We start from the raw sequence: 435 nt of genomic DNA, 5'->3' as shown, positions 1-435 counted from the left end.
TTTGATTGGTAGCAGGGGCAACAACTGTTCTATATAGCTTCGTAGGCGGTTAGTGATACGAGCATAGGGTTCCAACCAAGATAGTTGTTCTGTTTTAATGCCGCAGTGGCTGCACTTGATGCGTCGGGTTTGAACGGACAGTTCAACGGGAGCTCCTAGCAGTGTGGCTTCCTTCACGTTACGCCATTGATACTCATGTATGGCTTGAGCTTTAAGCCCGCACGGACACCTAGCGATAGAGTTAGGTTTGAGAGTGAGCTTTATTAATGATGGAGTCTGATGAGACTTTACTATATGAAAGCCTTCCCAGAATGAAGATAGGAAAGTATGATTCGACATGAAAACGGTAGTTTGTGTAGGTTTTGTTTGGCGATAAAACTCTATCACTTACTACCGTTTTTGTTTTCAGTTCCCGCTTATCCGCGATGAACCTTT

1 pseudogene is annotated in these 435 nt (G+C 44.1%); it reads right to left on the bottom strand.

The features are described 5' to 3' along the window. A pseudogene (locus B853_RS16215) lies at positions 1 to 339 on the bottom strand (ISL3 family transposase); the annotation flags it as partial. Positions 340 to 435 lie beyond the last annotated feature (96 nt).

Source organism: Vibrio rotiferianus CAIM 577 = LMG 21460, from assembly GCF_002741985.1.
Taxonomy (GTDB): Bacteria; Pseudomonadota; Gammaproteobacteria; order Enterobacterales; family Vibrionaceae; genus Vibrio; species Vibrio rotiferianus.
The sequence above is the reverse complement of the archived record's forward strand: the minus strand, read 5'-3'. Positions and strand labels throughout refer to the sequence as shown.